This window comes from Lapidilactobacillus luobeiensis (assembly GCF_024345205.1).
Taxonomy (GTDB): domain Bacteria; phylum Bacillota; class Bacilli; order Lactobacillales; family Lactobacillaceae; genus Lapidilactobacillus; species Lapidilactobacillus luobeiensis.
The window spans coordinates 1-25,602 of sequence record NZ_BROC01000030.1 but is presented as its reverse complement, the minus strand read 5'-3'; the positions used below and the strand labels follow the sequence as shown (position 1 = coordinate 25,602).

At 45.8% G+C, this 25,602-nt stretch carries 25 protein-coding genes, 2 tRNA genes and 1 other RNA gene; 23 read left to right on the top strand and 5 right to left on the bottom strand.

Annotated features, from left to right (window positions below; genetic code table 11):
- The first annotated feature begins 48 nt into the window (after nt 1–48).
- The 6 genes from OCU21_RS09530 (at nt 49) to OCU21_RS09505 (ending at nt 3,940) form a co-directional block, all read left to right on the top strand.
- The gene (locus tag OCU21_RS09530; protein WP_261807179.1) at nt 49–504 is read left to right on the top strand and encodes a hypothetical protein; all 456 of its coding nucleotides are present in this window, start codon (nt 49–51) and stop codon (nt 502–504) included.
- Nucleotides 505–535: 31 nt separating this feature from the next.
- Nucleotides 536–979 carry a hypothetical protein gene (locus tag OCU21_RS09525; RefSeq protein ID WP_261807178.1) on the top strand — a complete coding sequence of 148 codons (444 nt, stop codon included), beginning with the start codon at nt 536–538 and terminating at the stop codon, nt 977–979.
- A gap of 410 nt (nt 980–1,389) precedes the next feature.
- Nucleotides 1,390–1,860, top strand: a complete 471-nt coding sequence (locus tag OCU21_RS09520; RefSeq protein WP_261807177.1) for a hypothetical protein — start codon at nt 1,390–1,392, stop codon at nt 1,858–1,860.
- Complete coding sequence (locus tag OCU21_RS09515; protein ID WP_261807176.1) at nt 1,857–3,107, top strand: FtsX-like permease family protein; 1,251 nt, start codon at nt 1,857–1,859, stop codon at nt 3,105–3,107. The genes OCU21_RS09520 and OCU21_RS09515 overlap by 4 nt, the downstream gene beginning before the upstream one ends.
- On the top strand, nt 3,108–3,785 hold the full coding sequence (locus tag OCU21_RS09510) for an ABC transporter ATP-binding protein (RefSeq protein ID WP_261807175.1): 678 nt from the start codon (nt 3,108–3,110) through the stop codon (nt 3,783–3,785). It begins immediately after the preceding gene.
- 2 nt (nt 3,786–3,787) lie between these two features.
- Nucleotides 3,788–3,940, top strand: coding sequence for a hypothetical protein (locus OCU21_RS09505; protein ID WP_261807174.1), 153 nt, complete (start codon nt 3,788–3,790; stop codon nt 3,938–3,940).
- 267 nt (nt 3,941–4,207) lie between these two features.
- Here the strand turns inward: OCU21_RS09505 and ssrA are convergent.
- Together ssrA and OCU21_RS09495 are read right to left on the bottom strand one after the other, a co-directional pair.
- Nucleotides 4,208–4,574: a transfer-messenger RNA gene (gene ssrA / locus OCU21_RS09500) on the bottom strand.
- A gap of 175 nt (nt 4,575–4,749) precedes the next feature.
- Nucleotides 4,750–5,526 carry a Cof-type HAD-IIB family hydrolase gene (locus OCU21_RS09495; protein ID WP_261807173.1) on the bottom strand — a complete coding sequence of 259 codons (777 nt, stop codon included), beginning with the start codon at nt 5,524–5,526 and terminating at the stop codon, nt 4,750–4,752.
- A 308-nt stretch (nt 5,527–5,834) separates the two neighbouring features.
- Between OCU21_RS09495 and OCU21_RS09490 the strand changes: the two genes are divergently transcribed.
- The 3 genes from OCU21_RS09490 to OCU21_RS09480 all read left to right on the top strand — a co-directional run bounded on the left by OCU21_RS09490 (nt 5,835) and on the right by OCU21_RS09480 (nt 8,560).
- Nucleotides 5,835–6,188: a hypothetical protein gene (locus tag OCU21_RS09490; protein ID WP_261807172.1), complete on the top strand. Its 354-nt coding sequence runs from the start codon at nt 5,835–5,837 to the stop codon at nt 6,186–6,188.
- A gap of 120 nt (nt 6,189–6,308) precedes the next feature.
- Nucleotides 6,309–7,046 carry a winged helix-turn-helix domain-containing protein gene (locus tag OCU21_RS09485; protein WP_261807171.1) on the top strand — a complete coding sequence of 246 codons (738 nt, stop codon included), beginning with the start codon at nt 6,309–6,311 and terminating at the stop codon, nt 7,044–7,046.
- A complete protein-coding gene (locus tag OCU21_RS09480; RefSeq protein WP_261807170.1) occupies nt 7,046–8,560 on the top strand; it encodes an ATP-binding protein in 1,515 nt (504 codons plus the stop codon). Before OCU21_RS09485 ends, OCU21_RS09480 begins: the two co-directional genes overlap by 1 nt.
- Before the next feature lie 207 nt (nt 8,561–8,767).
- Here OCU21_RS09480 and OCU21_RS09475 read toward each other — a convergent pair whose 3' ends face one another.
- Nucleotides 8,768–10,921, bottom strand: a complete 2,154-nt coding sequence (locus OCU21_RS09475; RefSeq protein ID WP_261807169.1) for an LTA synthase family protein — start codon at nt 10,919–10,921, stop codon at nt 8,768–8,770.
- Nucleotides 10,922–11,190: 269 nt separating this feature from the next.
- Here OCU21_RS09475 and OCU21_RS09470 point away from each other — a divergent pair, with 269 nt between their 5' ends.
- From OCU21_RS09470 to OCU21_RS09455, 4 genes are all read left to right on the top strand, one after another.
- Nucleotides 11,191–11,826 carry a VanZ family protein gene (locus tag OCU21_RS09470; RefSeq protein ID WP_261807168.1) on the top strand — a complete coding sequence of 212 codons (636 nt, stop codon included), beginning with the start codon at nt 11,191–11,193 and terminating at the stop codon, nt 11,824–11,826.
- Nucleotides 11,827–11,999: 173 nt separating this feature from the next.
- Complete coding sequence (locus OCU21_RS09465) at nt 12,000–12,881, top strand: class II fructose-bisphosphate aldolase (protein WP_261807167.1); 882 nt, start codon at nt 12,000–12,002, stop codon at nt 12,879–12,881.
- A gap of 227 nt (nt 12,882–13,108) precedes the next feature.
- On the top strand, nt 13,109–14,449 hold the full coding sequence (locus OCU21_RS09460) for a glucose-6-phosphate isomerase (RefSeq protein ID WP_261807166.1): 1,341 nt from the start codon (nt 13,109–13,111) through the stop codon (nt 14,447–14,449).
- 744 nt (nt 14,450–15,193) lie between these two features.
- Entirely contained in the window at nt 15,194–15,379 is a 186-nt protein-coding gene (locus OCU21_RS09455; RefSeq protein WP_261807165.1) for a hypothetical protein, read from the top strand.
- A gap of 187 nt (nt 15,380–15,566) precedes the next feature.
- On the opposite strand, the gene OCU21_RS09450 is transcribed toward OCU21_RS09455, so the two are convergent.
- Nucleotides 15,567–16,172, bottom strand: a complete 606-nt coding sequence (locus tag OCU21_RS09450; RefSeq protein WP_261807164.1) for a hypothetical protein — start codon at nt 16,170–16,172, stop codon at nt 15,567–15,569.
- A 228-nt stretch (nt 16,173–16,400) separates the two neighbouring features.
- On the opposite strand from OCU21_RS09450, the gene OCU21_RS09445 reads away from it, so the two are divergent.
- Nucleotides 16,401–17,036, top strand: a complete 636-nt coding sequence (locus OCU21_RS09445) for a superoxide dismutase (RefSeq protein WP_261807163.1) — start codon at nt 16,401–16,403, stop codon at nt 17,034–17,036.
- A 67-nt stretch (nt 17,037–17,103) separates the two neighbouring features.
- On the opposite strand, the gene OCU21_RS09440 is transcribed toward OCU21_RS09445, so the two are convergent.
- Nucleotides 17,104–17,778 carry a histidine phosphatase family protein gene (locus tag OCU21_RS09440; protein ID WP_261807162.1) on the bottom strand — a complete coding sequence of 225 codons (675 nt, stop codon included), beginning with the start codon at nt 17,776–17,778 and terminating at the stop codon, nt 17,104–17,106.
- A gap of 34 nt (nt 17,779–17,812) precedes the next feature.
- Here OCU21_RS09440 and OCU21_RS09435 point away from each other — a divergent pair, with 34 nt between their 5' ends.
- From OCU21_RS09435 to OCU21_RS09395, 9 genes are all read left to right on the top strand, one after another.
- A complete protein-coding gene (locus tag OCU21_RS09435; protein ID WP_261807161.1) occupies nt 17,813–18,175 on the top strand; it encodes a hypothetical protein in 363 nt (120 codons plus the stop codon).
- Nucleotides 18,168–18,389, top strand: coding sequence for a hypothetical protein (locus OCU21_RS09430; RefSeq protein ID WP_261807160.1), 222 nt, complete (start codon nt 18,168–18,170; stop codon nt 18,387–18,389). The genes OCU21_RS09435 and OCU21_RS09430 overlap by 8 nt, the downstream gene beginning before the upstream one ends.
- An 87-nt stretch (nt 18,390–18,476) precedes the next feature.
- Nucleotides 18,477–18,548: transfer RNA gene (locus tag OCU21_RS09425), tRNA-Glu, on the top strand.
- Between the two features lie 5 nt (nt 18,549–18,553).
- Nucleotides 18,554–18,626 (top strand) — tRNA-Gln (locus OCU21_RS09420).
- Nucleotides 18,627–19,284: 658 nt separating this feature from the next.
- Nucleotides 19,285–20,034, top strand: a complete 750-nt coding sequence (locus OCU21_RS09415) for a class I SAM-dependent methyltransferase (RefSeq protein WP_261807159.1) — start codon at nt 19,285–19,287, stop codon at nt 20,032–20,034.
- A gap of 254 nt (nt 20,035–20,288) precedes the next feature.
- The gene (locus OCU21_RS09410) at nt 20,289–20,957 is read left to right on the top strand and encodes a TetR/AcrR family transcriptional regulator (protein ID WP_261807158.1); all 669 of its coding nucleotides are present in this window, start codon (nt 20,289–20,291) and stop codon (nt 20,955–20,957) included.
- Nucleotides 20,950–22,686 (top strand): ABC transporter ATP-binding protein, encoded by a 1,737-nt coding sequence (locus OCU21_RS09405; protein ID WP_261807157.1) that lies wholly within the window; start codon nt 20,950–20,952, stop codon nt 22,684–22,686. The genes OCU21_RS09410 and OCU21_RS09405 overlap by 8 nt, the downstream gene beginning before the upstream one ends.
- A complete protein-coding gene (locus OCU21_RS09400; protein ID WP_125598545.1) occupies nt 22,679–24,568 on the top strand; it encodes an ABC transporter ATP-binding protein in 1,890 nt (629 codons plus the stop codon). Before OCU21_RS09405 ends, OCU21_RS09400 begins: the two co-directional genes overlap by 8 nt.
- Nucleotides 24,569–24,597: 29 nt before the next feature.
- Nucleotides 24,598–25,338: a hypothetical protein gene (locus OCU21_RS09395; RefSeq protein ID WP_261807156.1), complete on the top strand. Its 741-nt coding sequence runs from the start codon at nt 24,598–24,600 to the stop codon at nt 25,336–25,338.
- Nucleotides 25,339–25,602 lie beyond the last annotated feature (264 nt).

The window sequence follows — 25,602 nt, the reverse complement described above, 5'->3', positions numbered from 1 at the left end:
CGGCAGCGACCGCCCTTTTTTATTAAAAAAATAGCTGGAGGTGACGTTATGGCGGCTGGGTATTTATGGTTGGCTCTTTTGATCGGGGTCTTTGATTTGGTAGCGCTGGGGACCAACTGGTTCTTATTGACGATCCATGCACGTTGGTCGGCGCCACGTCTGATCATTGGCAGTATTCTGGCGATCGGTTTGACGATCCTTAATTTGCGACTACCAGCAACGGTCGACGCTCTGCAGCATTTAGTCCTCGCGGTGTTTGCCCTGACAGCCATGTTATGGGCGGTCATTCGTCAAGGTCTCGGTAAACGCTATGTCTTGACCTCATTGAGTACCAATGGCTTGAAAGATTGGCGTGCTTTTAATGATTTTCGAATTGAAGCGGTGAATGCTGAGCGCACAGATCTGACTTTGATCGATTTTAGTCAGCGGGAGTATCGGCTCAAATTAATGGCGCCAGCGTCCGCTGTCCAAGATTTCGTCGCCCAGCACATTAAACGATCATGATCAATGATCAGCAACAATTGGAGTGGAAAAAATGGCAATCGAACAACGGAAACAACGCATATTTTATGGTCGTTGGTGGCAGGGGAGCCATCAGGCGGCGCAGGCGGGTGAATTACGAAATGAAATCGTGAAGTTTCTGGCGCAGTATCCAGATCTGACTCAATTTGTGGGGATCGCGTTTCAGGATATCCCTGACGGTTTTCGCTACTTTATTGGTTCAGAGAATCTGGGGATCGGCGAGGCTTTCACGTTGATCGCCGATAATTATTGGATCGAATCAGTCAAACAAGGTGATGTAGCGCCAGTGTATCAACAGATCCAGCAAACCTTTGCGACCAAGGACTTGCCGGTCATCGTGGAACCATTGGCCAACAGCACTGCCAGCCTACCGATCAAGATCGAACATTATCAAGTCGATCCCGATCAAGATTTTAGAATCGTCCAGGTAGAGATCCCAATTGACCCCCGACCATAAGCCCGATCGGTCAGTAATCGCTCAGTAACTGATATTTTTTGATAAGCATCAACGCCCTGAACGCTCTCGTTTAATGACTGGAGCAGTTGAAGGCGCTGATGTTTTTTTGTTGAGGTAGGCGCCGCGACACTGATTTCTCTGTTTGTATGGCTAAAATATCGAAAGTAAGTCATGCTATGCCAAATAGGACTGGTTAATGCGCCAAACAAAACCGTTGCGCCACACACTTTTTTCGGAGGAAAGGATCCTATGAAAAAGCTAAACTGCTCATTTAAAAATATCCAGCGCATATATTATTAAGGGTTTATTAAGGAATATGCTTGCGTCTGAGCTTATATTGACATTAGTAAAACGAAGCGTAAAATCAAAATTAAGAAAGCGGATACATTGTTGGTGGGAGGTCAGCGTGCGTGCGGAAAGATTTTTTATTGATCAGTGATCGGCTCACCATTTTACTTGTTGATCTGTTATTTTATGTCACTTTACAGCTGATATTTAGTTTAGCCACCAATAGCCAGCAGTCCACAAGTGGTTGGCTCGAATTACTGGTTTCACGGCCAGTATTACTGTTTGCGTTATTACTTTTTTTCGATATTTTGGCATTACTCGTCGTCTATCATTTGAGCGAGCAAACTCAGGCAGAAAGAAAATTACGATTTATTGTGGGCGCGACGCGAAAAGAACTGGCTGGATATCCCCTGATCGATTTGGTGAGTATGGGGATCTTAGCGGTGATCGGCGGCTCGATTTTGACAACTGTATTTTGGCATCGCTCTTTTTCGGTCAAAGCGCTTTTGACGCTATGGCTTTGTTTCGCGCTCTACCTGACACAGCAAGGAGCGCTTTGGTTGATCTTGGTTAGGAGACGGGTCCAAGCGTGAAATATTTTGAATTCATCCATCATGTTTTTTTAAAGCGGGTCGTTTTTACGATTCTGGGATTGCTGTTCATGATGGCCTTTGCCCTGATCTCATTTGTGTGCGTGCGCTCAATGGTATCTGTGACTCATGGGTACCGTGACTTGGCGACGATGCGCGGCAAAAAAGTCGTTGCGGGAAATGATCGATCGGATCAGGATAAGCTCGTTCAGGCTTATCAAGAGAATCCTGAGCAAGTAGCAGAACACGTGACCGGGATCATCAATAGTTTAGAAAAAAGCGGCGATTATGCGCTTCATTGGAGCTATGACGCGCAAGAAAAATTTGCAAATGCAGATCGATCGGCAAATTTGCCGGTCAAGTTCCTGACTGCTAATCAGAATTTCTTTCAATTTTATCCTCTGGGTATCGCTCAAGGAAAAAACTTGACTGTTCAGGATTTTCACCAAAATAGAACAACGATCCCAGTACTTGTTGGGGCTAACTTGGCCAGTATTTTTCCAGTTGGTCATCAGTTCAAAGCAACTGATCCGTCCAGCGGGCGTCATGAAGTTTATCGGGTTCGTGGTGTGCTACAACAAAATCAAAGCTTGCGTTCGATGTATTTACTGGAGTCGGAAACACGGTTGAACAACACGATCGTGCGACCATTACGCGCTGAAGAAGTAGCCAAGATCAGTCCATTTCAACTATCGAGTGGTCTTCAAGATCTGCTCCTTTTTGATACCGCGGCACGACAACTTCCGGAGATCCGTCAAAAGATAAATCAAGACCAGATCTTTAACGTGAAATTCTATTCAGTCGATGATAATATCAATCAATTTCTAACACTTTATCGGCAGGAGATGCTTCCACTGGTCTTGATCATGTTGGTGATCTTGACCGGGACCAGCGCTTTTATGATTTGGAATATAATCAAAACAATCAAAGATTCGCGTCAAGAAGTCGCTTTACGATTAGCTTTGGGCCTGACACCGCGTGATGTTTTCCATGCGACCTTTATGCTAACGTGCGCCGAGGCGTTCCTTGCTCTGGTGCCAGCTGGTGGGTTTGCCTTGTTGCTGACTAAATTCCTGAAGAATGACAATATAGGAGCCGAAGGGCAGCTTACTCAGGCGACCATTATTGGTAGTGATGACTTGGTCGCCATGATCATCGTATTCGTCTTTCTAGTTGGGTTGGCGCTGCTGGTCAGTTGGTTGGCGCAAAGAACGGTGCGACGAAAATTGATTTTAGGTGAGGTCAATTAAATGAGCAAACTAATTGCGAACACGATTTCCAAAACTTTTATCCAAAAAAACAACAAACAAGTGGTGCTCACGGATCTCTCCTTGACCCTTGAGGCCGGCACGATGACCGCCTTGATCGGACCCTCCGGAATTGGGAAAAGTACCTTATTGAATATTTTAGGTTTACTTGACCGTGATTATCAAGGTACAGTCATGCTGGATCAAATAGTAACTAATGAGCTGGGTGAGCAGGCGTTGGCTCAATTACGCAACGCTCAGATCGGGTTTGTGCTTCAGGAACCGCTCCTAGTCGCAAGGATGACCGTTAGAAAAAATATTTTATTACCAACGATTTATGGCCCACAACGATCACGACCTGATCTGGCACAACGGGTGACTGAGTTAGCGGCGGCTGTGGGGATCACTGATATCCTTGATAAGTATCCACGCCAGATCTCAGGTGGACAAAAACAGCGGGTGGTTTTAGCGCGGGCGCTGATCAATGATCCGGCGATCATTTTAGCTGATGAACCTACTGGCTCGCTGGACGAGGAGAATGCGGCCAGTGTCGTGACTCTTTTTGCGCAATTAGCCGCGCAGGGGAAAACGATTTTGACAGTCACGCACGATCGGCTTGTTGCAGAGCAACATCCCCACATTTTAAGGTTGACCAAAGAAAGATTGATAAGGGAGCGATAAATATGGGATTCTTAGTAATGATCGGTGCGTTTTTTGCGGGCTTGGTTTTGGTCGTGCTCAGTTTTCAGGAAAAAATCAGACGCCATTGGCCGCAATATCTGCTTTTATTGCTCGGGTCAGCGTTGATTATTGTAGCAATCAAACTAGCGCTGTGACGCTAGTTCGTCGTTCCCATCTTTTTGATCGAACCAATTATGCACGAAAAACGGCCTATTTGCACGGAAAAGTTGGGGCTAACGCAACGGTTCTAAGGTTGAGTAGGCGGCTTTTTGTGTTCATTTTTTTCATGATCGATTTGTCCGTTTTTCGTCCAGAATGTGCACACGAGATTTCAAATCAAGCCAAACGAGTGCAAATAAAAACCGCCAAAATGCTGATTTAACAGTATTTCAGCGGTTCGAAAAAATTGATTAAAAGCCTTAAAATGGAGGCGAGGGGAATTGAACCCCTGTCCATCCATACTGCAACGCAAACGTCTACATTCATAGCTGTACTATTTGAGGTTTGATCATCAGCGCGCGCCGCACCGCATGGCTAACCGCTAATGACGAGTCTGCGAATCTCTTCACCACGCCTCAGACAGCAACGTGGTGCGTAACCTAATTAATTTGAGACCCTAGATCTGAACCTTAGGTGAATCCAGCAGGATCACGCTAGCTGGTTTTTAGGCAGCTACTGCGTAAGTGTTTTCTTTGTTTGCAGTTAGATTAACTGTGGCGTTTTTACGTAGACGCGACCTACGGAATGCAATTCACGCCCAGATACAAATGTCGAATCCAGAACGCCCCCAAAAGGGATACACATCATTATAGCACAGTCTGTACCTGTAAAAAAGAGTTCGAGCAAGTCAGGTCACTTGCGGTGCACGGATCGTAATCGGCATTGCGATCTGATCGGTGCCAGCGCATTAGCTTAGATCGATCACGGGGTCATTACTTCTCCGCCAAATGCGAGTAATATGGGATCAAATCAAGGCGAAGTGTTGGAGTCCTTTGATGATGCCATCTTCGCGATTGCTACTGGTCACGAACTCCGCGGCTTCTTTGGCGGCAGTGATCCCGTTAGCCATCACGACTGGGTGATCAACATAATTGAGCATTGTTAGATCATTGGGACCGTCACCAAACCCGTAAGTTGGCAAACCAACAAGATCCAAGCGGGCGATCATCTCTTTGATCCCCTTCATCTTGGAGTTTCCTTTGCGAACAGTATCGATCGAGTAAGGCCCATTGCGATAGTAAGTGAATTCGGGAAAACGTTCGGCGTAGATCTGATCATTCTTTGTTGTTAAAACCAGCAACATCAAGATTTCATGATCTAAGTAAAAATCAGGAACGATCGTGGGGATCGGGGTGTGGATCGAATCATATGAGGCACGTAGATTGGCGTCATCCTTGATTGCATGGATGGCGTCTTTGCTGTAAAACGATAAGGAATCATTGAGCTCGGTGGCCAGCTCGACCATTCTCTGGATCAAGGCAGTTTCAATAATGCCTTGATAAACAGGCTGCTGGCGATGCGCCAAATAGCTACCATTTAGCGAAATGAAAGTATCGATCCCCGTTGCCGCGCAAGCTGCCTCGATCTCCAAGGGAGAACGCCCCGTATTGATCACGGGTAAGTAACCGTTATGGCGTAATTGGTGGATCGCAACACCCACATCAGGGCTGACCACCGAATTTTCGTTTAAAAGGGTGCCGTCCAAGTCGAAGAAAACAACACCGCGATATTCTGATCTCAAAATAGTGACCTCCAAAAGTCAGTTTAGTTGTGTCGCAAAACGGGCAAGCAATGCTTACTATTCTAGCAGATATTTGGGTACTGGTAAAATCTCCGCGGTCAGATCACCGATAAAATTTCACAAAATGAAGGCGGTGGGCAACTATTCGATCTATCTCATTTTGGTGATGGCAGCGGTTATGATCGCCGAGAGGCACGCTGACTAAGCCAAGTGAAGCGCTTTACTTAAATTTCTAATAAGACAGGGCATTCCGTCATTTTCGGCAGAAAACATGATATACTTAGAGTATCTGTAGGAGGAATTGCCTAATGATCAATACGATTCTTGGTAGTGCGTTTGTTATTTTTGGTTTGATTTTCTTGTTCCACCCCGCACAGAAACCTTCAACGGTCCTTAGCTATAAGTCGCTTTTAGCGCGGCAAACGACCAGTGGTTTCTATTTAGCGCAACGGTGGTGCCGAGATGTATTATTGTTGACCGGCGTTTTTCAGGTCAGCATGGGTCTGGTCATCAACTATTTCCACTTGAACCATCTCAGCCCCTTGTGGTTATTGTTGACGTGCCTATTATCTTGGGCTAGTTTCATGATTTTAGAAAATAAATTACGGCATTACTTGATGCGGATCGGCCAATTACCGATCAAGTATCAATCACGACGCTGAGTAACTTGGATTTTTCACAAAAAAGTTGTATTTGAAATTTGTCGGTTTTTTAAGTGAATTTGCTTTTTTCACGGCAGTTTGTGGGTATAATATTTTTTAAACGGGGATGTGCAAGTATTTATGAAATTATTGATGGTCGAAGATAACACGTCAGTTTCCGAAATGATGGGAATGTTTTTCCAAAAAGAGAAATGGGACGTTGATTTCGCTTATGATGGCAATGAAGCGATGGACAAGTTCAAAAGTGACCCGGACAGTTGGGACATGATCACCTTAGATCTTAATCTCCCTGGTAAGGATGGCATGCAAGTCGCCAAAGAGATCCGGGAGATCTCCAAAACAGTGCCGATCATTATGTTGACGGCGCGTGATAGTGAAAGTGATCAAGTCCTGGGCTTGGAATTAGGCGCGGATGATTACGTGACTAAGCCGTTTAGTCCGATCACCTTGATCGCGCGGATCAAAGCGATCCATCGTCGCGCCGACTTGAACAGCGGACACACTGATGCTGACGGGAATGGCGATGTTGATGTCAATCAAAGTCAGTTCGATGTGACGACCGATAATTTCAAACTTAGCTCTAAGACCCGGGAAGCCTTTTTGAATGGTAAAGAGATCCAGGGCTTGACGCCTAAGGAATTTGATTTATTGAAGACCTTGGCGAAGAAGCCACGCCAAGTTTTCTCGCGTGAACAATTGCTAGAATTAGTCTGGGATTATGAGTATTACGGCGATGAACGAACGGTCGACGCTCATATCAAGAAGTTACGGCAAAAAATCGAGAAAGTGGGGCCACAGGTGATCCAAACTGTTTGGGGCGTCGGTTATAAATTCGATGATTCGGAAGCAGGTCGTTAATGAAATTAATTTACCAACAGATGATTGGCTTTTTTGTGGTGATTTTAACCACCCTCTTGATCGTGAGCGCGGCCGTCATCAACTATAATAATCGTCAAGCTTACGAGACGACTTGGGTCCAATTGGAAGGTTATGCTCGTAATTTTGGCGATCTTTTCACAGCAAAAGATAAACAAACCGGTCAGTACACGGCGATCTCAACGGATTTTCTTGATGAAGTTCAGATGGTGTTGCGTAGTGATGCGGTGGTTTATGCCGTCTACAATGCCGACAACGAGCAGATCTACCCTAACTATTCGGTAAGTAAGGGAAATCGGCCTTCTTTATCCAGCAGTGTTTGGAAAACCCTTAAATCTGGTAAAAGTGTGCGCAAGCAAACCAATCGCGCCGCCGGGACCCAAGGGCCTGCTTTGGGTAATGGTGCTGAATTGACTTATGTGATCTATCCTTGGTTCGATAGTAATAAAAAATTCGTTGGGGCGATGTTTATCGCGTCTAAGGTGACTAAAATCAGGTCAACGGTCCAGGAAATGGAAAAGAATCTATTTATGGCGCTATTACTGTCGTTATTAGTGGCCTTAGGGCTCAGCTTCCTACTGGCGCATTTTTACGTGCGGCGAATCAACCGGTTACGTTCAGCGACACGAGCGGTTGCAGATGGTAATTTCGATGTGGAACTGGTTTCCCGAGGTCGTGATGAGATCGATGATCTGGCCAATGATTTCAATTTGATGGTCCACTCCCTCGATGAATCTAACAAAGAGATCGCTCGTCAAGAAGAGCGGCGGCGACAATTCATGGCCAACGCTGCTCATGAGATGCGGACACCGCTGACGACCATCAATGGCCTACTAGAAGGGCTGGCTTACGATGCGATCCCTGAAGAAGCTAAGGATAAGAGCATTACGTTGATGCAAAATGAAACCAAGCGTTTGATTCGTCTGGTCAACGAGAATTTGGATTACGAAAAGATCCGTAATAATCAAATCGTGCTGAATAAGCGTACTTTTAATGGGACCGAGGCTTTAAGCAATATCGTCAGTCAGCTCCAGCAGAAAGCGGCGGCGGCAGGTGATCGCTTGACTTTGTTGGAGCAAGAAGCGGTGAATGTCTATGCTGACTACGATCGTTTTGTCCAAGTGGTTTTCAATATCAGTCAAAATGCGATCCAGTTTACCACAAAAGGTGAAGTTACTTTGGCGATCAAAGCCGTTGAACATGGCGTCGAAGTCGTGATCAGTGACAACGGGATCGGAATGAGTGATGACCAGTTACAAAATATTTGGGAACGTTACTATAAAGCAGATCCTTCTCGTAAGAATACGAAGTATGGCGAATCCGGTCTGGGTCTGGCAATCGTCCATTCCTTGGTCGAACAGCATTATGGGACGATCGAGGTCAGTTCGGAACTGCATCAAGGCTCGACTTTCAAAGTGTTCTGGCCGGATGAAGCCACAGCGGAAGCCGCTGCTACCGCGGCGAAGAAAAAGATGATCAAGCCTAAAGAAAATTAGCTGTACTGGTAAAATAGGTGTACTTCCAAAATAAAAGGTGTCTGGCAAATGTTTATCGTTTGCCAGACACCTTTTTTACTTTGCCTACGAGTTCTAAAAGTCAGTTGTACGGCGGACTTTTTTGAATCGGAGATATTACTTTTTGCTACTTTGCTGACGGCTTGATGTCGTCTTGCTTTTCTTGCTGGTGGTACTGCTGGTCGTGGACTATTGCTTACTGCTGTCTGTTGCCTTATTGCTGCCAACGTTGGGGAACTCATCAATATCATTTTCAGGATCAGTTAATTCGGGCGCGTCAGTTTTGTAGAGCTTCGTCGTTGAATGGCCGGTTTGACTGTAAAGTGACGTGGATTGGTCACCTAACTTGGTTTGTCTTTGGATCAGTTCGGTGATCTCATTGAGATAATCGAATTTCTCAGGGTCGACTGGACGAAAACCACTAGGGGTATAAAAGCGTAATAGGTTTTTGTTATTAAGCGAGTCAGAAAGAGCTAGGGCCTGATCGACTGCGGTTTGCTCTTGGTCAAGGGTCTTGATCTGCGCGTTGGTCAATTCGGTCAACAACGCACCAGTCGAATTGTCGTAAACGTTACTTTTTGAACCCTTGCCACCTAAAACGGTATATTTTGAAGTGACGAAATTATTGTTTCGGAAAGCGACCAATTGCTGATGCTGATCAGATAGCAGGTCTTGCCCAAACTGAACGTACTTGTCAGTTTTAATACCAAGTAAATGAAGCAAGGTTGGTAGAACATCGATCTCGCCACCATAAGTATCCTTGATCCCCCCTTTAAGACCAGGCATATGAATGATCAAAGGGACCCGTTGTAATCGGGTATTGTCGAAGGCGGTCCAGTCATCAGTGTCTTTATCCAGCAAAGTCGCCAGCGCCTTATTGTTGGAGTTGGAAAGGCCGTAATGATCACCATAGAGAAGGACCAGTGAGTTTTGCGCCAAACCAGAGCGGTCAAGATAAGCGAAGAATTCTTCAATAGCTTGGTCGAGGTAATGAGCCGTTTGAAAATAGTTATTGACGGTGCTATCGGCAGTATCGGGGATCGTGAAATCTGTATCCGCTTGGGTCAAATTAAAGGGGATGTGATTCGTGACAGTAATGAATTTGGTATAAAACGGCTGTTGCAAGCGTTCAAGATATTTGATACTTTCCGCGAAAAGTAGTTTGTCTTTTAGTCCGTAACCAATATTTGCCTCTGAGCTGGTATTGAAATAGCTAGAATCGAAGAAATAATCGTAGCCGAAATTCTTGTAGACATGGTTCCGATTCCAGAAACTACCGACATTCCCATGAAAAACAGCACTGCTATATCCGGCGGTCTGTTGCAAGATCGCGGGAGCGGCTTGAAAAGTATTGTCTGTTCCCAGCGAGGTGAAGACGGAGCCTTGGGGCAGACCAAAGACGCTATTTTCAAGCATGTTTTCTGCGTCTGATGTTTTGCCAAGACCGACTTGGTGGAAAAAGTTGCTGAAACTCAGTGAGTTTTGATCGTGATAAAGTTTATTCAAGAATGGTGTGACTTCCTGACCGTTGACCTTGAAGTCGATCAGAAATTGCTGAAAACTTTCCAAATGGATGACGATCACGTTTTTCCCTTGGGCATTGCCGAAGTAAGCACTATTCGGCTCAGCTTGATGGGCCTGAGTATAATTGAGGACCTCATTGATATCCGTCCCATCAGCGGAAGAACGGATCTGATTATTTTGTGCGGTCTTAACGCCATCGTAGACCATGAAGGTGTTCAATCCTAAATACTTTACGATGTAATTGCGGTCAAAAGTTCGGGTCAATAATTGCGGCCGATTTGATTCACTCAAGGTCAGGTCCAATAGAAAGATAAAGGCGCCCAATGAGGTGATCGTGAATGCCTTTAGCGTACTAAAGGGGCGTTCGTCCATCTTGATCCAGCCACGCAATAAGGCGATCAGAACAAGCAAAAGATCGAGGATCAGGAATAGATCGGGCCAAGTCAATAATGAATTGATACTTTTACCTAAGCCGTTGGTGACTTTACCAACACTGGTAATGGTATTGATCGTCAAAAAATCTGTAAATTGGCGATAGTAAATGACATTGGCTAATAATAAAATACTGTCCAAAAAGTAGATCGCATACATGATCCAATAGCATGATCGGGTCGGTTTGATGTATAACGCGATGGAGAGGAGCAGGATCGTCGTGCCGATCGGATTGAAGATCATCAAGAAGTGTTGGAGCGGATCGCTGGCACCTAATGAGAAATTGAAGTAATAGCTAAAAACGGTTTTCAGCCAGATCAGCAATGTCAATAAGGAAAAAAAGCCAAGCCGTGTTTGTAGCCAGCGTTTAAGGGGCAAATTTTTCAATGATAAAACCTCACAGATAGAATGTCTTCATTTTACAATGTTTTACCCCTAATAAGCAATTTATCTCCGTTGCTCATTCAAAGAGAGAAGGGTGTTTAGGGGCATGGCCATGCGATCTAGCGCCGCTTATTAAACTTTGAGTAAGGTTAGCTTAATTGCTGTCAAGCGAGCATCTTTAGCGATTTTATTAAATAACGACAAAAAAAGGTCGTAGGGCCAACTTTCTGTTAAAATTAGCTTGGATCGTTTTGGCGGGAAGAGGGAATGCCATGTTATTTTTAGGGCCGATATATCGTATCGTTGTTGAGCATTACGCAGAGCGGATCAATCATTTTCCGTTGATCGAGCTGATTTTTTATAGTTTAGATAAGACAATTTTATATTTCATCCTGCTGGCGATTTTACGCGTGCTGTATCTTAAATTCAAGCGGCGACCTTGGCGGTGGGGCCACGAGCTCTTATTGGGCCTATTTACTTTCTATTTACTCTTATTATTGGCGCTGACTGTTTTCCGGGGGATCTATTTTCCTTGGCAGATCAAGATCTATTGGCACCGTTCGCCAGCTGTGATCAATTGGACCGTCCTGACCGAGACGTTGAAGTTGCAATATGCGCGCTCACAACTTGATTTTCTTTATAACTTCTATGGTAACATCCTCTGGTTCATTCCATTTGGCTTTCTTTGGCCATTGCTACGGGTCAAACACCGGCCGAACCTGCTGCTGACCTTGCTTGCAGGGGCACTTTTGTCAGCGGTCATTGAAACCTTACAATTTTTCTTAGCGACTGGCGTGACCGACATTGATGATTTGATCTTCAACACAGTCGGGGCGGTCATCGGCTATTGCCTTTACTTGATCGTGATCCCGCGGCGGATCCGACGGAAAAAAGTAACGGCGGCTTGAAATCGTTAACATGGTGATTGGCGTAAGCTTGGCAATTTTTTGAATCGAGCTTATTTTCTGAAATATTGGGAAAATATCAAATATTCTTTCAAAATATTACCATTTTATCTCAAAAAATGATAAAGTAACAATGTAGGTAAAATTATAATTTACACATACAGGAGGATTCATCAATGTCATTAGTACATGGTACAGAAATTTTTGCCGCTGCACGTAAGGGTCATTATGCAGTAGGTGCGTTCAACACAAACAACTTGGAATGGACTCGCGCAATCTTGTCCGCAGCCCAAGAAAAGAATGTACCCGTTTTGATCCAAACATCAATGGGTGCTGCAAAATATATGGGTGGCTATGAACTTTGCCAACAATTGATTGCTGCCACAGTTAAGAGCATGGCAATTACTGTTCCTGTTATTATCCATCTTGATCATGGTAACTACGAAGCAGCTAAAGAAGCGATCGCTGCTGGTTACAACTCAGTTATGTTCGATGGCCACGACTTACCATTCGCTGAAAACCTTGAAAAGACCAAGGAAATCGTTGAATTAGCTCATGCTAAAGGCATCTCTGTCGAAGCAGAAGTTGGTTCGATCGGTGGCGAAGAAGACGGTATCGTTGGTGAAGGCGAATTAGCTGATGTTGAAGAAGCCAAGCAATTAGCTGCAACTGGCATCGACTTCTTGGCAGCAGGGATCGGCAATATCCACGGCCAATACCCAGCTAACTGGACTGGTTTACACTTCGATCGTCTGCAAGAATTAGCAGATGTTATCTCAATTCCTTTGGTATTGCACGGCGGCTCCGGCATTCCTCAAGACCAAGTTGAGAAGGCTATCTCAATGGGTGTAGCTAAATTGAACATCAACACTGAATGCCAATTAGCATTTGCCAAAGCAACTCGTGAATATATCTTAGCTGGCAAGGATCAAGAAGGTAAAGGCTTTGACCCTCGTAAGTTATTAGCACCTGGTACTCAAGCAATCAAAGATACTGTTGAAGAGATCATCGACTGGATGGGTACTCGTCCAATCAAATTGGTTCCTGAAGAATTATAATTTAAATAAGTGGACAGCGGTCTTGTGAGCGCAGTCCAAACAAGTGAAACTGGGGTGGTTAGCCAACTTCCTCAGTTTCTTTTTGGTTGAAAGCCCAGTCAGGCTTGATTTTGTGCGAAAATCACTTGACTAGACCAATAACCAATAACCTTGCAATTATTGGTGAAAAAGGCTAAAGTTAACAAGTGAAAAGTCACTTACTTTTTATTTCTAGGAGGATCAGATCAATGGCACATATTTCTTTTGATAGTAGTAAATTAACACCTTTCGTTCACGAAAATGAATTAGGTGAAATGCAAGCGATGGTCACAGCCGCTGACACAGAGTTACGTCAAGGTACAGGCGCTGGTGCTGATTTCCGTGGCTTTATCGACTTACCAGTTGATTACGATAAGGACGAGTTTGCTCGCATCAAGGCTGCCGCTAAGAAGATCCAAGGCGACTCAGAAGTGTTCGTGGCGATCGGTATCGGTGGCTCTTACTTAGGCGCGCGCGCTGCAATCGATTTCTTGAACAGCACTTTCTATAACATGGCACCTGATCGTAAGGGCCCGCAGATCTTGTTTGCTGGGAATTCGATCAGCCCCAATTATTTGGCTGATGTCGTTGCGTTGATCGGCGACCGCGATTTCAGTATCAATGTGATCTCCAAGTCAGGGACGACCACAGAACCTTCGATCGCTTTCCGGGTCTTGAAGGAAAAATTAGTCGCAAAATATGGTCGCGAAGGTGCCAAAGGTCGGATCTATGCCACGACCGATCGCGCTAAAGGGGCTTTGAAGTCTGAATCTGATACAGAAGGCTATGAAGAATTCGTTGTGCCTGATGATATCGGCGGCCGTTTCTCAGTTCTTTCTGCAGTCGGCTTGTTACCGATCGCCGTTGCTGGCGCTGATCTAGATGCCTTGATGAAAGGTGCTGCTGACGCGCGTAGTGAATACAACGATCCTGATTTGACTAAGAATGAAGCATACCAATATGCCGCTTTACGGAACATTTTGTACCGTAAGGGCTTTACCACTGAATTGCTAGAAAACTATGAACCAACTTTGCAATACTTTGGCGAATGGTGGAAGCAATTAGCCGGCGAATCAGAAGGTAAGGATCAGAAGGGGATCTACCCATCTTCTGCGAACTTCTCAACTGACTTGCATTCATTGGGTCAATATATCCAAGAAGGACGCCGTAACTTGATGGAGACCGTTGTCAAAGTCGGCGCACCCCGGGCAGATGTTCAGATTCCTTCCGAAGAGAAGGATTTGGATGGCTTAGGCTACTTGGAAGGCAAGTCAATGGACTATGTCAATGACAAGGCTTATAAGGGCGTTGTCTTGGCGCATACTGATGGTGGCGTCCCTGTCATGACCGTCAACATCCCTAAGCAAGATGAATATACCTTAGGCTACATGATTTACTTCTTTGAAATTGCCATTGGCATTTCTGGCTACTTGAACGGGATCAACCCATTCAACCAACCCGGTGTGGAAGCTTACAAGAAGAACATGTTCGCCTTGTTAGGCAAGCCAGGCTTTGAAGCGTTAGGCAAGGAATTGAACGAACGCCTGTAAGACAGCGTTTGTGGCTAGTTTTGACCTTGACAGAAACTGGCTGAAATTGAATTTTCATCATGCGTGGTTATAATGTGGTGATAACTGTAAAAAGTGGCTAGAATCAAATTCTGATTTTAAAAATAAAAGCCCTAGAATTCCGAATTTTTTCGGAATTTTAGGGCTTTTTAGGTAGGCATAGAAATCATCTTCTGGTAGCTTTAAATTCGACGAAAAAGATAAGTGTCAGCAGTCGGTCTCGATGCTTAAACAGGATCATATTTCGGATTGGTAGGGTACTCACCAAGTTTGTGGCGGGTCTCTTTGTTATTAAGTTCTTACAAAATTAAAAGTTGAGGTTTCCAGTTTAAACGGTTTAAGTGAATCGTCGTTATTGGACAAGTCACTTCTTACGTTTGGTCTTGGCTGCTTTTAGGGTGTCTGGCCGCTTCGGGTATTAAATTATTTTCAACTTTAGGCACCCGTAACTGTATTAAAGCGGCGTCTAATAGCGTACAATATAGATGAATGTTAGTACAATCGAGCAAACAGTGAGTTAATGAGGTGACCGTGATCCAGTGCGCCACATACTACCAGATCACTACCGGACAACACTCGCGTAAACAGTTTGCCAACAATGGTTTTTATTTAGTTTTCATAAATTGCGGCAGTACTTTCAGTGATGGCAGTGATGATACCGGTAGTAGCGACACCTGTGAGTGCGGCAACTGATAATGGTATCTCATTTAAGATGGAGGTAGAAAAATGATGAGCGCAACGGATAAATTCACACTAGTTTTGATTGTCGTCGTATTATTGGTGGCATTTTTAGGTTTCTTTCTTGTTGTCAAAGGATACTACGTTGAATCATTATTGGCGATCCCTGCATTGATCCTCGTTGCTTTTCTAAAGCGACGTATTAAGCGCGAACTGGGCAAAAATAACAACTAATGAAGTTTTAAGCGAACTGGAGGCTAGGACACAATTCCGATTTCAAACAAAATTCAGTTTGATTGAATCAAAGAGAACAAAAAACGACATTCGCGGCCACGGTGACTCGTGACGAGGAGGGTCGTTTTTTTGATTTCGATCAGGACGCTTAACTCAGGCAAGCTGCTCGCGCCGATCGTCGATCAAATCATAAATGATCGTTCAGATTTCCTTTTTGTTTCATTGTTTGTGCTCGCGCGATCGTGCGCGTGAATTTGCGTTCATATTGCCGATATTGGGGATTGCTTTTTTCTGTCTGCAAGAAATCTTGCAAAAAGGTGATCTCTTCATCATACTGGCGCATCTGATGATAGTTGGCGGCGATCTTCTCGGAAATAACGCCACGCATGTAAGAATGTTGATCAGAGATCTGTTTCAGCAAGGGCAATAACATGTCTTGCGATTCAGCGCAATAACCGTCACGTGTTAGGCGGTCCGCCGTGGAAAGCGGTCGCCGGATCCGCTCCTTTTGTTGTTCTTGGTCGCGTAACCACGCGTTACGATCCGCAACATTTTCCGTGGTCAAGGAGTCAAGCAGCGCTGGATTTTTGACAAAATTAACGTGTTTGTCTGGCGAAGGATCAGCTGTATCTTGGCCCGGCGCCATTTTTGTTTTAGTTGTGGTTTTGGATTTTTGTGGTGGTTGACCACCAAAGAGTTTTGCGAGAAGTCCCATGCCCATTTTCTTCTTTCCTACCTTAATTGAAAAATGCCCGAATAGATCGGAAGGATCATTTGATCGACCGATCTCCATTGTCTTGACGCTTACTCGAATTTATCTAGTAAATTTCAATTTTACGTGATTTCACGGTAATTAACAAGCATTATTGCTTAAAAGATCGGGTTCTGTCCAAAAAAATGTTCGGATGGATAATATGGACCTGTCGCGAACATTTCAATAGCCCACTGCAAGCATATTTATTGCGCTTTCAAACTGTGATTAGTTAATATTTACTTATCGTTATTAAAAGGAGGATATGATATGAAATTTCACTTAGCACCCTTGCCTTATGCTGTTGATGCACTTGAACCAGTCCTTGATGCTGAAACGATGACGTTGCACCATGACCGCCATCACGCGACCTATGTCAATAATCTGAACCAAGCGATCGAAAAAGTCGGGGGTCATTGGGCCGATCATCAGTTGCCCGCCTTACTGACCGATCTTTCCGCATTACCAGTAACGATTCGCGAGGCTGTTCGGAATAACGGTGGTGGCCATCTTAATCATACCCTTTTCTGGCAGTTGCTAAAACCCGATGGGGCAACTGGCCAGCCAGCTAAATTGGATCAGGCGATCCGTCAACATTTTGGGGACTGGTCAGCCCTACAACAGCAGATCGTTGCCGCCGGTCTAGGTCGCTTTGGTTCTGGTTGGGTCTGGCTGGTCCAAGATGATCTGGGCAATTTACAGGTCGTCACTACCGCCAATCAGGACACACCTTTGAGTTTAGGCTGGCATCCTTTGTTGGGCCTAGACCTTTGGGAGCACGCATACTATTTACGTTATCATAATCAACGTGCGACGTATTTGAACGCGCTTTGGACCATGATCGATTGGGAATTTGTTGAACGACTTTATCTGGATCCAACGCGGATCCAGCGCATGATCTTCTAATCATCATTCAATAAAACCGATTTCTTAAAAATCGGGTCTTCGTTTTTTCAACGTTGATCTGGTTTTTTTATTTGGGATTCAGTTGCCGTTGGATCTCTGCGGAATCGGTGAGGTTGATCCCTTGCGCTTGAAAATGATCGTCGACCTTGGTCAGAATCGAAACGCTGGTGTTTTTCAGCAAGAAAGCTGGCAGATCTGCTGGCGCGATCAAGTGGATCATCATACTCAGTAGCAAGCCATGAGCAACAACTAAAACATTGCCCGGAGTTGGGTCAGTCGCATATTGGGTCAACAATTGCTGGGCACGATCTTTGAAATCTTGATAGGTCTCCGCTTGTTTGGTTTGGTCTAAGGCCGCAAAACCCTTGATCAGTTGCGGAAAACCAGAACCACGGCGGGTACAGACCAAGGTTTGGCGCAAGCCAAATTTACGTAAAAATGCGCGGAGGATCTCACTTTCATCTTGGCCTTCAAGTGCGCCAAAATAATATTCGCGCAGAAGCGGTTGCGTGGTGATCGGGATCAGCGGCTGACGTTGACCGAGGATCAAACTGGCGGTATCTTCGGCGCGTTCGCGATCGCTGGTATAAGTTTTTGTCAAAGGAACGGTTGCCAAAACTTGGTGCAATTGACTGGCCGTTTCACGGCCGCGCTGGGTCAGAGGCGCGTCGATCCAGCCCTGCAATTTGTTTTGGGCATTGAGTTCGGTTTGACCATGTCGGACTAGAATCAAGTTTTTCATTTTGAGACCTCCACTGATTTTTAGGTGCTTAAGTATGTTAAACTGTAGATATGAAAGTGTGGATCTGATGATGACAGAAAAAGAAATCGTTAAAGCAATCATTAACTTCATTTTAACCAATCCGGGCGTCGTTCGCGAGCCCCGCGTCTATATTAATCAAATTACTTTTGCTTTTGCGGATAGTTTGCCGGTCCCTGGTGACGCGACCTTCTTCCCGGAGATGCGTTTGCACGTTTTTCGGCTGACGCCAGAATTTGTTCGTGAGAATCAAGATTTGCTGCAACAGCTGTTTGTACAGACCGAAGAGGGCCGTTCAGCTTCGTACGATCAAGTCTGGTTTACTAGCTCGCATTTAACGGACCGGCGCTTGAATTTGGTGGAGTTTTCTTTTGAATAGATGGCAGTTGTTTGGTGATCGGGTCAGTCGTACAACGACTTTCGCAGTTTTGACGTTGGTTCTTTGGTTGATGGCGCAGTGGCTACAAGCCCCGATCCTGCGCTATTTTGTTGGCGCTAGCGCAGTGATCACGATTTTATTATTGATTTGGACGATTTGGCAGACTGTTCTTGCCTACTTGGCAAATTCGCGTTCAACGCGACGTCGACCCTAGGCGTGACAGAAAGCGTCAATTATAAAAACTAAAAAAGGCTTGACGTTCATATTTAGATACGCTAAACTATTACTTGTGCTTTTTAATTGCCCGTTGGTCAAATGGTTAAGACGCCACCCTCTCAAGGTGGAGTTACGGGTTCAATTCCCGTACGGGTGATTTATTGGGATATAGCCAAATTGGTAAGGCGGTGGACTCTGAATCCATAATTTCTTGGTTCGAACCCAAGTATCCCAATTGATAGGTTTCACAGGGTTTCTCACAGTGACAAACCCCGTTAAATCAAGGTTTTAGGTTTCCTGAAATACCATGTATTTTCATTTGATGATGTATGTGGGAAACGACAGCTTATCCTCCACGGATAGGCTTTTTTTGGCTCTTTATCAACTGGTGTTGAAAGATAGTTTTTACCCGCGAAGATTTTTGTACGCCAATAAATTAGATCATGGCAATTAAGAATGCGACCAGCTACTTTGCTGACTAAAGAATGAGGATTTTGTGAGCAGGATCGATTTTAAATGGGTGCATTCACCAAGGAATTGGCATGTCCAAGGGTTGAGAGCAACCGCACCTAGTCCCATAGCTAAACCTATATTTAGAACGACAAGCAATATTTTTAGTGGATTTACGCCTGAAATGGTACCTTTGTCAACAGAGGTGCACTGATTATGATATGGTGAATCTGGATAGCAAAAGTCAAAAATTCATACCACTGGAGATGGCAACAAAAAATGATATTCCATATGGCGGAAATAGCGGGCACAGTCATAGCTATTTTAGAAATAAAAATGGAACCGTTCAGACCATAGCTAAAGCCAACAGCAACAAAGACTTGATCGTGGGCTGGTAGCGAGTTATTTTAGAAAGAATTGGAGAAAGTAGGTTTGAATCATTTATGAAATATCAAGATATCAACGCCAAAACGATCGACGATTGGGTCCGTGATGGTTGGCAGTGGGGGATCCCGATCGATCATGCCACCTATCAAGCTGCGCAAGCAGGTCAATGGTCAATGGTTTTGACCCCGACAAAAGAGGTACCGCGAGCTTGGTTTCCTGCCAAGCTTCAAGGGCAGCAAGTATTAGGTCTGGCTGCAGGCGGCGGTCAACAGATGCCGATTTTTGCTGCCTTAGGTGCAGTAGGGACCATTTTAGATTACTCGTCTAAACAAATCGACAGTGAAGTGATGGTGGTACAACGGGAACACTATTCGATCAAAACGATCCGCGGTGATATGTCACAGCCGCTACCCTTCGCGGATAATAGTTTTGATTTGATTTTCCACCCGGTCTCTAATGTTTACATCGCCGAGGTGCGGCCGGTTTGGGCAGAGTGTTACCGGATCCTCAAGCCTGGCGGTCGGTTGTTGGCCGGCTTGGATAATGGCGTCAATTTTCTGTTTGACGATGATGAAAGCCAAGTCAAATTTAGCCTGCCCTTTGATCCGCTGACTTATCCGGAACAAATGGCGTCCTTGCAAGCCAGTGACAGTGGTGTTCAGTTCTCTCATACCCTGGATGAGCAGATCCGCGGTCAGCTTCAGGCTGGGTTTAAATTGCGGGATATTTATGAGGATACCAATGGCGCAGGCTTCTTGCATGAACATGGGGTACCCACATTCTGGGCCACTTGGGCCGAAAAATAATTTCGAGAACTAATCAAAATAGCGTTGGTGGCAAAAGCCAACGCTATTTTTTGTGGGCCAGTGAAGTGGTTGCGGCCAACCTGCGGCCTGCCCTGCTGCTGGCAACTTGTGGTCGGCACAGGTCATCTCGCTGCCAAAAGAATGGGTGGCAAATAATCCTTGCATCTGCTGCCGAGGGTGTTATAATGACACAGTGTCATATGACAAGCCGTCATTTTCTGACGGTTGAATCTTTTATGAGAGGAGTTGTGGTTATGCCCAGTCGTACCTTTTTCGGCTTGTCGGCAGGCAAACAACGGAAAATCATTCAAGCCGCACGGACGGTTTTTGCGGCGGCGCCCTATACTGAGGTCACCATCGCGGATATTGTTAATTTAGCTGAGATTCCCCGGGGCAGTTTTTATCAGTATTTCGCTGATAAGGAGGATCTCTATCTTTACCTTTTGAAAACATTCATGGATGATTTTCAAGCTAAGTTTCTGAGTAATTTGGTTAGTTTGCAAGGCGATCTATTTGCGACTTTTCGCTTAAGTTTGCAACAAACGGCCGCCTTTCTGGCCACAAGTCCTGATCGCGGTCTGTTACGGAATTTATTTATGCGGATCGACTATCATGATTTTCAGAAATTTTCGCAACGTCAGCCACACCAACCACCACATCCTCATCACTTATTGTCGAAATGGAGTGCTGAGGTGGAACAGCAAACAGATTTTACGAAATTACGGATCAAACCCGATGAATTCTATCTTCTGTTTAGAATGCTGTTAATGATTTTGGGTCATTCGACGGCCCATTACTTTTCAACAGTCGAAGAACAGCCGGAACAAGCCAGCGCAACCTTTCAGCAACAATATGAAATGGTCCTGAGTTGGTTCGAGCACGGCGTAGCACTAAATTCGCAAGGAGGAAACAAGGATGCTTAAAATCGCTAAGAACCGTGTTTCCATTTGGGCAGTCATTGGAGCGATCCTGTTCATGACTGGTCAAGTGATCACGAATCTTTATTTACCGAACTTAACCTCTGATTTGGTTAACGACGGGGTCGCCACCGGAGATGTTAGTATGATCTGGCAGATCGGTGGGAAAATGTTGGTGGTTTCATTTCTAACGGTGATTTTCGCCTTCGGAAATGTGCTGCTGGCAGCGCGGACGTCACAAACATTAGGGAAGAATCTCCGCAAAGATATTTATAAAAAAGTCCTGTACATGTCTAACGATGAATTTGATCAGGTCGGGACTTCCTCACTGATCACGCGGACCACCAACGATGTAATGCAGATCCAAAACGTGGCGATGATGGCCTTGCGGATGATGATCATGGCGCCGATCACCTTGATTGGGGCCAGCTTCATGGCTTATCAGAAGGACGCCGAGTTGACAGGGATCTTTCTGGTCGTGATCCCGATCATTATTGTGGTGATCGGCGTGGTGATGTATTTCGCTGTCCCTCTATTTAAGGCGATGCAGTCAAAAACAGACCGGTTGAACTTGGTCTTTCGTGAAGGCTTGACCGGCGTTCGAGTCATTCGGGCCTTTATCCGGGATAAATTCGAGCAAGATCGCTTTGATGTCGCTAACAAAGATTATACCGATAACGCACGGCGTGTTTTCTCGATCATGGCGGCAATGTTGCCGATCATGACCTTGGTCATGAGTGGGACCAACATTGCCATCACGTGGATGGGTGGTCATTTGATCGCCAATCAATCCATGCCAGTAGGGAATATGTTGGCCTTCATGACTTACGCGATGCAGATCTTAATGAGCTTCATGATGCTAGCCATGGTCTTCGTCTTCATTCCGCGGGCCCAAGCTTCAGCGGAACGGATCCAGAAGGTCTTTGACTTGGAAACTCGGTTAACGGAACCAGAGCAACCCCGGGACGTGCAAAACGTTGCCGCCGCTTCATTGGACTTCGATCAGATCGTTTTCCGTTATCATGGCGCCGAAAAGCCAGCGTTGACTGGGGTGGACGCTCATTTACGGAGTGGACAGACCTTGGCGATCATTGGTGGGACTGGCGCCGGTAAATCGACGCTGACCAACTTGATTCCCCGCTTTTACGATGTTGAATCCGGCACGGTCAAGGTCAATGGGTATAACGTGAAGGACGTCGCCAAAATGGCCTTGCAAGATGTGATCGCCTTGGTGCCACAAAAAGCGGTCCTCTTCAAGGGGACGTTACGCGAAAACTTGCTTTACGGGAATCCTGAAGCCAGTGATGAGCAACTCTGGCACGCCTTAGAAATCGCCCAAGCGGCCGATTTCATCCGCGAGAATGATGGTTTGGAAACCTTCGTGGAACAAGGTGGGAATAACTTCTCTGGCGGTCAGAAGCAACGCTTGGCGATTGCTCGCGCGCTGGTCAAGAAAGCGTCGATCTACATTTTTGACGATTCGTTTTCTGCCTTGGATTTCAAGACTGACGCCTTGTTACGCCAAGCTTTACGCCAAGACGCGACGATTCAAAAGGCAGTCGTGGTGATCGTTGGTCAACGGGTTTCTACCGTCGCCGACGCCGATCAGATCATTGTCCTGGAAGACGGCAAAATGGTCGGTTTAGGCACGCATCAGGAATTAAAGGCGACCAACGAAACCTATCGCGAGATCGTCGATTCACAGATCAAAGAAGGGAGTGCCACCAATGAGTGAGAAAGAAACGAGTCGTCCGCAAGCACGGCCAATGGGCGGTCACGGTCCTGGCGGCGGTGGCCGCATGGGAATGCCTGGTGACAAACCCAAAAACTTCTGGGGCACCACCAAACGGTTATTCAATTACATGGCGAAATATCGGATCGCGTTGATCATCGTGATGATTTTCGCGATTGCCTCCCAGATTCTGCAAGTCCGGACACCTAAAATTTTAGGGAAAGCGACCACGGAGATCTTTACTGGGGTCATGAGCGGGACGGCCATGCAAAAAGCCGGCATTAGTATGAAACAATTCCCGATCGATTTCGGCAAGATCGAGTCGATCATCATTACGGTGATCTTCATGTATGTCGCTTCAGCGATCTTGAATTTCGTGATGCAGTTCGTGATGACGCGGATCTCCCAGGAGACGGTTTATCGGCTGCGGAAAGAAATGAAAGCCAAGATGCAGACGCTGCCGATCAATTATTACGATACCCATTCCAACGGTGATATCATGTCCCGCGCGATCAACGATATGGACAATATTGCCGGAACCTTACAGCAAAGTGTCACGCAGTTGATCACCAGTACGGTGATGTTCGTCGGCACATTGTGGATGATGTTGACGATCAGCTGGCAATTGACCTTGGTCGCGTTAGCGACGATCCCATTGAGTTTGGTGATTGTCGGTGTCGTCGCGCCCCGTTCACAAAAATACTTCGCCGCGCAACAGAAGAGTTTAGGTTTGTTGAATAATCAGATCGAAGAAAATTATTCTGGTCAGATCATCAACAAGAGTTTCAATCACGAAGAAGCGGCGATCGGCGAATTCGTTGAAGAAAACGAGCGCTTGTATACCGCCTCGTGGAAGGCGCAATTGATTTCGGGGATCATCATGCCTTTAATGACCTTCGTCAATAATTTAGGTTATGTTTTCGTTGGGGTTCTTGGTGGGATCGGCGTCGCTAACGGGACGATGACTTTAGGGAACGTGCAGGCGTTTCTGCAGTATACCCAACAATTCTCGCAACCGATCACGCAATTGGCCAACTTGGCTAATACGATCCAAGCGACGGTCGCTTCCGCGGAACGGGTCTTTGAAGTTCTGGACGAACCAGACATGACCGATGATCACGTTGATTTACCAGCAGTGACAACGGATGATATTTTGACGATGGAACACGTGCAATTCGGTTATCAAGGTAAAGATTTATTGATGACAGACTATAATTTGCAGGTCAAACCGGGACAAATGATCGCCATCGTTGGCCCGACTGGCGCAGGTAAAACCACGATCATCAATTTGTTGGAACGCTTCTATGACATTTCTGACGGTTCGATTCGCTTAAAAGGGACGGACACTCGGAATATGAAGCGTGCTGAGTTGCGGAAGCATTTCGCCATGGTTCTACAAGATACCTGGCTGTTTACGGGCACGATCTACGATAACTTGAAGTATGGACGCGAAGAGGCGACCCACGATGAGATCATTACCGCGGCCAAAGCAGCCCACGTTGATGAGTTTGTGCGGCAATTGCCTGATGGCTACGACACGATTTTGAACGAAGAGGCCTCCAACATTTCTCAAGGGCAACGGCAATTATTGACGATTGCCCGGGCCTTCGTCGCTGATCCAGAGATCTTGATCCTAGACGAAGCCACTTCTTCAGTTGATACGCGGACGGAGTTGCAGATCCAGCATGCCATGGGCTTACTGTTGAAAGGGCGGACCAGCTTCGTGGTGGCCCACCGGTTGTCAACGATCCGTGATGCCGATAATATCTTGGTCATGAATCATGGCGCGATCGTGGAGACCGGCAATCATGATGACCTGATGGCGCAAAACGGCTTCTATGCTGATCTCTATAATTCGCAATTTTCTGGAAACGTTGAGATCTAAGCGCGTGTTGAGCGAAAGGAGTTTTTATGATGAAGTTAAAGAAGGCCTTAATTAGCGCGCTACTGGCGGTCGGGTCACTGTTCCTCTTGGCGGGTTGTGGCAACGATTCGCTAAAGCTTGACCCCAGCGCCAACAGTTACAGCCCTGATGGGATCGTGACGGTCGTTAAAGGAAATGTCGCTAAAAAGGCCAAGTTGACCTATCAAATCGGCGACGGTGCGAAGCAAGCGGCCCATGTGGAAGATGGGACATTCGTGATCCAAGTGCCCAGTCAGTTAAGTGATACCAAAGTCAAATTGACCGCGACCGAAGCAGGAAAAACCGCCACGAAAACAGTGACCGTCAAGAAGACCAAGTCACTGGTGCCTTATACCCAGTTTGCGATGGCTTACAACATGGCCAATCAACAGCTGAAAACCGGCGCCAAAGCTTTTCCCGTCACCATCAAGGATGGTCTGCATGACCTGGTCGATGCCAACGGGATGCGGATCCGGGTCAATGTTCAGAATCAGAATGTGGTTGGCGTCGCCTATGTTTTCACCGTCAAGAAGATGAAGAACAAGACTCAAGTCAAGAACTTCGCCATGCAATTGTCGATTTTGGCGCAAAGTGTGGGCGCTGATGGCAAACAAGTTCTGAAGGACTATCAGAAGCTTGCCAAAAAGGCGGAAAACGGCCAGACCACGATTGATAATATTTATAGCAAGGCGGTCAAGTTTGAAACGAACTTCTCTACCGAAGCACTCTATATGTATATGTTGAAGAAATAAGATGTTCCGATCGAGCTCTCGTTCACTGATAAAGTGGATGAGAGCTTTTTTGAGCCGATCTTCAAAGTACGATTTCTGTATTTGTTGCTTCGCCTGCTTGCAGATGTGGTTGGGTTTGGGTGGTGACGCAACCGCCTCAGGGCGTTTGTTGTGGCTGGAACGCAGTGGACGCTGTTTTGAGCCAATTCGCAAAGTGCGCGGCTTGTCTCAAAATCAGGTCTTTGTCTAAGTGGCAAAGCCACTAAGACAAATTTCACTGCTGAG

Coding starts and splice junctions, on each gene's coding strand:
- OCU21_RS09530 (WP_261807179.1), top strand. CDS start 49: ATGGCGGCTGGGTATTTATGGTTGGCTCTTTTGATCGGGGTCTTTGAT.
- OCU21_RS09525 (WP_261807178.1), top strand. CDS start 536: ATGGCAATCGAACAACGGAAACAACGCATATTTTATGGTCGTTGGTGG.
- OCU21_RS09510 (WP_261807175.1), top strand. CDS start 3,108: ATGAGCAAACTAATTGCGAACACGATTTCCAAAACTTTTATCCAAAAA.
- OCU21_RS09505 (WP_261807174.1), top strand. CDS start 3,788: ATGGGATTCTTAGTAATGATCGGTGCGTTTTTTGCGGGCTTGGTTTTG.
- OCU21_RS09490 (WP_261807172.1), top strand. CDS start 5,835: ATGATCAATACGATTCTTGGTAGTGCGTTTGTTATTTTTGGTTTGATT.
- OCU21_RS09485 (WP_261807171.1), top strand. CDS start 6,309: ATGAAATTATTGATGGTCGAAGATAACACGTCAGTTTCCGAAATGATG.
- OCU21_RS09480 (WP_261807170.1), top strand. CDS start 7,046: ATGAAATTAATTTACCAACAGATGATTGGCTTTTTTGTGGTGATTTTA.
- OCU21_RS09470 (WP_261807168.1), top strand. CDS start 11,191: ATGTTATTTTTAGGGCCGATATATCGTATCGTTGTTGAGCATTACGCA.
- OCU21_RS09465 (WP_261807167.1), top strand. CDS start 12,000: ATGTCATTAGTACATGGTACAGAAATTTTTGCCGCTGCACGTAAGGGT.
- OCU21_RS09460 (WP_261807166.1), top strand. CDS start 13,109: ATGGCACATATTTCTTTTGATAGTAGTAAATTAACACCTTTCGTTCAC.
- OCU21_RS09455 (WP_261807165.1), top strand. CDS start 15,194: ATGATGAGCGCAACGGATAAATTCACACTAGTTTTGATTGTCGTCGTA.
- OCU21_RS09450 (WP_261807164.1), bottom strand. CDS start 16,172: ATGGAGATCGGTCGATCAAATGATCCTTCCGATCTATTCGGGCATTTT.
- OCU21_RS09445 (WP_261807163.1), top strand. CDS start 16,401: ATGAAATTTCACTTAGCACCCTTGCCTTATGCTGTTGATGCACTTGAA.
- OCU21_RS09440 (WP_261807162.1), bottom strand. CDS start 17,778: ATGAAAAACTTGATTCTAGTCCGACATGGTCAAACCGAACTCAATGCC.
- OCU21_RS09435 (WP_261807161.1), top strand. CDS start 17,813: ATGTTAAACTGTAGATATGAAAGTGTGGATCTGATGATGACAGAAAAA.
- OCU21_RS09415 (WP_261807159.1), top strand. CDS start 19,285: ATGAAATATCAAGATATCAACGCCAAAACGATCGACGATTGGGTCCGT.
- OCU21_RS09410 (WP_261807158.1), top strand. CDS start 20,289: ATGCCCAGTCGTACCTTTTTCGGCTTGTCGGCAGGCAAACAACGGAAA.
- OCU21_RS09405 (WP_261807157.1), top strand. CDS start 20,950: ATGCTTAAAATCGCTAAGAACCGTGTTTCCATTTGGGCAGTCATTGGA.
- OCU21_RS09400 (WP_125598545.1), top strand. CDS start 22,679: ATGAGTGAGAAAGAAACGAGTCGTCCGCAAGCACGGCCAATGGGCGGT.
- OCU21_RS09395 (WP_261807156.1), top strand. CDS start 24,598: ATGAAGTTAAAGAAGGCCTTAATTAGCGCGCTACTGGCGGTCGGGTCA.